Source organism: Saccharomonospora iraqiensis subsp. iraqiensis (assembly GCF_000430445.1).
GTDB classification, from domain to species: Bacteria; Actinomycetota; Actinomycetes; order Mycobacteriales; family Pseudonocardiaceae; genus Saccharomonospora; species Saccharomonospora iraqiensis.
The window spans coordinates 6,802-10,050 of the sequence record NZ_KE387105.1 but is presented as its reverse complement, the minus strand read 5'-3'; the positions used below and the strand labels follow the sequence as shown (position 1 = coordinate 10,050).

Genomic DNA, 3,249 nt, shown 5'->3' with positions numbered 1-3,249 from the left:
GCTGCGCGGGCGCGGGCCGGCGCGCCAGCGTGCGCAGCACCAACGCCGCCGCACCGGTGACCATCAGCGTCACCGCACCCGCCACGAACAGTGCCTCCTGCGGCCCGAGATGTTCGGAGAGCCAGCCGAGTGCGGGCGCGCCGAGGGCCCCGGCACCACCGGCGACCGTGCCCTGCACCGCCAGCACCCGCCCGCGCATGCTCTCCGCGGCGTCCAGCTGGAGCCGCGTGCTCTTGACGGTGTCGATGACCACGGCGCCCGCCGCGATCGGCACCAGCGCGACGGCGAAGCCGAGCACACCGGGCAGGAATCCGCTCACCGCCTGCAGCACACTCGTCGCCGCGGCGGCGCCGAGCAGCAGCGGCAGGGTGAACTCCCGGACGCGGGCGGCCGCGAGCCCCCCGAGCACGGTGCCGACGGCGAACACCGAGGACAGCGTGCCGTACCCGGCCGACCCGGCGTTCAACGGTCCGTCGGCCATCGCCGCCATGGTCACCTGGTAGTTGCGCCCGAGGGAGGACAGGACGAACCCGAGCGCGAACAGCACCACCAGCACGTGCTGCGTGCGCAGGTAGGACAGGCCCGCGAGCACCCCGGCGTGTTCCGGCCTGCTCATCTCCAGCGGGTGGAACTGGCCGGACCGCATCATCAGCACCGTCCCGATGACCGCGAGGAACGTCGCCCCGTTGATCAGGAACAGGGCCGGTTCCCCGACCACGGCGGCCAGCACCCCGGCCAGGCTCATCCCGAGGACGCGGCCGGTCGAGTTGGTCACCGAGTTCCACGCCAGCGCGTTGCCGAGATCGTGGCGCGGCACCACCTGACTGGCGAACCGGCCCAGTGCGGGTCCCTCGAACGTGCCGACGAGCCCGGCCGTCGCGGTGAGCGTGAACAGCACCGGCAGGGGCAGGCCGCTCCACACGGTGAACGCGAGCAGCAACGCGATCACCAGGTGCATCGACTCACCCGCGAGGATGAGCCGCCGGGGCGGGAACCGATCGGCGAGCGCTCCCGCCCAGGGGCCGAACAGGAGTGCGGGCACCGTGGACAGCGCCACCGACAGGCCCACCGACGTCGCCGACCCGGTGCGCTCCATCACGACCCAGTTCAGGCCGAGGACCTGCATCCAGGTGCCCGTGACCGACACGAGGTCGGCCGAGGCCCAGAGTCGGTAGTTCCGGTTGGCGAACGCGCGCAGCATCGGCGGCAGTTCTCGCCGCAATTCCAGGGGTCCTTCCGCGAGACGAACGCCGGCGCACTCGGCCGGTCGGGATTGGCTCCGGTCGCTCGTCGACCGAGCGGCAACAAGCTACCCAGCGGTGCGGAACCCCGTCCTCACTTCTCCCGTGTGGCACTGCCAACAGTGAGGTTTGAACTCCCGGGTGAGGCTCACCCGGGCACACACGTGGGCCGCGGGCCGGATGTCGCCCGGCCCGCGGCCCACGTCGTTCCGGCGCTCACGGCGCCGATCGGTCGTTCACCTCCGCCCGACGGTCGTCGCGTCGACGGTGGCGGCGGTCTCAGCGGTTCGTCCCGCCCCCTCGGGTGCCGGAGCCGCCCTCCTCGTCGATGTCGAACTGCTCCTTGCGCACCTCGCCGGAGACGGTCTCCTCCTCGGAGACCCGCTCCTTGCCCAGCCGCACCTTCTCGACCGGCACGCTCTCCTTCTCCACATGCGGCTGCTCGGAGTGCAGGGTGACCTCCTGCTCCTCCTCGCCGAGCTCGCCGGTCGCCGCCTCGGCGCGGTCCTCCTCGGTGATGGGCTCGCGTTCGACCCGGACCTCCTCGTGCGAGACCGGGACCTTCATCTGCTGTTCCTCGGTCACCACGTACTTGCGCAGGCGGACGCGCCCGCTCTCGACCTCGTCGGTGCCCGCGCGCATCCGCTCCTCGGACCGGACCATCGACTCCTCCTCCTCGGAGGAGCGCCCGCGCGTGGTCCCGGTCTCCTGCCGTCCGGTCCCGCCCGCGGCGGTGCCGGCCGTGGTCCCCGCGGCGGTGCCGGTGCCCTCCGCCGTGCCGGTGCTCTCCGCCGGGCCCGTGCTCTCCTCGGGCCTGGCCGCCCGGGGGGCCGGCATGTCGTAGTGCCGGTACAGCTCGGCGCTCTCCTCGCCGGAGAGATCGGAGTCGGTGTCCGTGCTCGGCGCGTTGGAGACCTGGTCCTTGGACACCTGGACGTGGATGCCGTCGTTGTCCATGCGGGCGCCCTGCAGCGGCACGAAACTCTCCTTGTGCCCCAGCATCCCGGTGCGTACGGTCACCCACTCCGGGTTACGGGTCTCGTCGGACAGATACACGGTCCCGACCTTGCCGATCTTGCGACCCTGGGAGTCGAGAACCGAGCTGTCGACGAGTTCCTCCGGACGCGGTGTCGTTGCCACGATCGCTGCCTCCTTCCGTGCTCGCGATCTGATGAGAACCGGACTTTGTCACCCGTCCGACCCTTGAAGAGTGCGTTTCCGTCCCCCTTCGCCCGGAAACCGCCCGCCCCGGCTTTCACCCGTCCGGGTGGGCGGTCCCCCTTTCGCGGCCGCACCGGTCGCACCCGGTGTCACACGTTCCCGGCCCCGGAGCGGACGGGTGCGGACGCGGGGCGGGCCGCGGACGGAGACGGCGGTCTCGCGGTGCGCATGGCCCGGGCCACATCCGGGCCCCGACGGGACCGGACCGTGATCGGATGGTCCGGACCCGCATCGCGGCGGGTCCGACCCACGTTCGGCGACCCGGAGGCGGACCGGATGACCGAGATGTCCCTCGACGACGTGCTCGCGGCCCTGGACCTGCGCCGGTGCTCGCCGGACACCTTCCTCGGGACGTGCCTGCCGCTGCCCGGGGAACGGGTCTTCGGCGGCCAGTTCCTCGCCCAGGCCGTCGTCGCGGCGGGCCGGACCGTCGGGGACACCACGGCCCCGCACTCGCTGCACGCGTACTTCCTCCGGCCGGGCGATCCCCGGGAACCCGTCCGGTTCCGCGTCGACCGCCTCCGCGACGGCCACCCGGCCCGCACCCGCAGCGTCGAGGCCGTCCAGCACGGCAGAACCGTGTTCCACCTGCTCGCGTCGTTCCGGGACCCGGAGTCCGGCCCGTGTCACCAGGACACCGCCCCCGTGGTCCCCGCCCCCGAGACATTGCCGCACCGGTACCCGTTCGGCGCGTCCACGGGTCCGCTCGTGCTGTGCCGGGTTCCCGACGGCGCACGCGGATCCGGCGGCGCACGCGGGTCCGGCGGCGCACGCGGGTCCGGCGACG

Annotated in this window: 3 protein-coding genes; 1 reads left to right on the top strand and 2 read right to left on the bottom strand. The window is 73.0% G+C overall.

Annotated elements, in window-relative coordinates; genetic code table 11:
* Positions 1 to 1,201, bottom strand: a 1,201-nt coding sequence (locus ACTIR_RS23635) for an MFS transporter (RefSeq protein ID WP_065388597.1), incomplete at its 3' end; no start/stop codon positions are given.
* A gap of 319 nt (positions 1,202 to 1,520) precedes the next feature.
* Positions 1,521 to 2,381 carry a DUF2382 domain-containing protein gene (locus tag ACTIR_RS0115220; protein WP_026454925.1) on the bottom strand — a complete coding sequence of 287 codons (861 nt, stop codon included), beginning with the start codon at positions 2,379 to 2,381 and terminating at the stop codon, positions 1,521 to 1,523.
* 357 nt (positions 2,382 to 2,738) lie between these two features.
* Here ACTIR_RS0115220 and ACTIR_RS23630 point away from each other — a divergent pair.
* On the top strand, positions 2,739 to 3,249 hold a 511-nt coding region (locus ACTIR_RS23630; protein WP_199285631.1), incomplete at its 3' end, for an acyl-CoA thioesterase.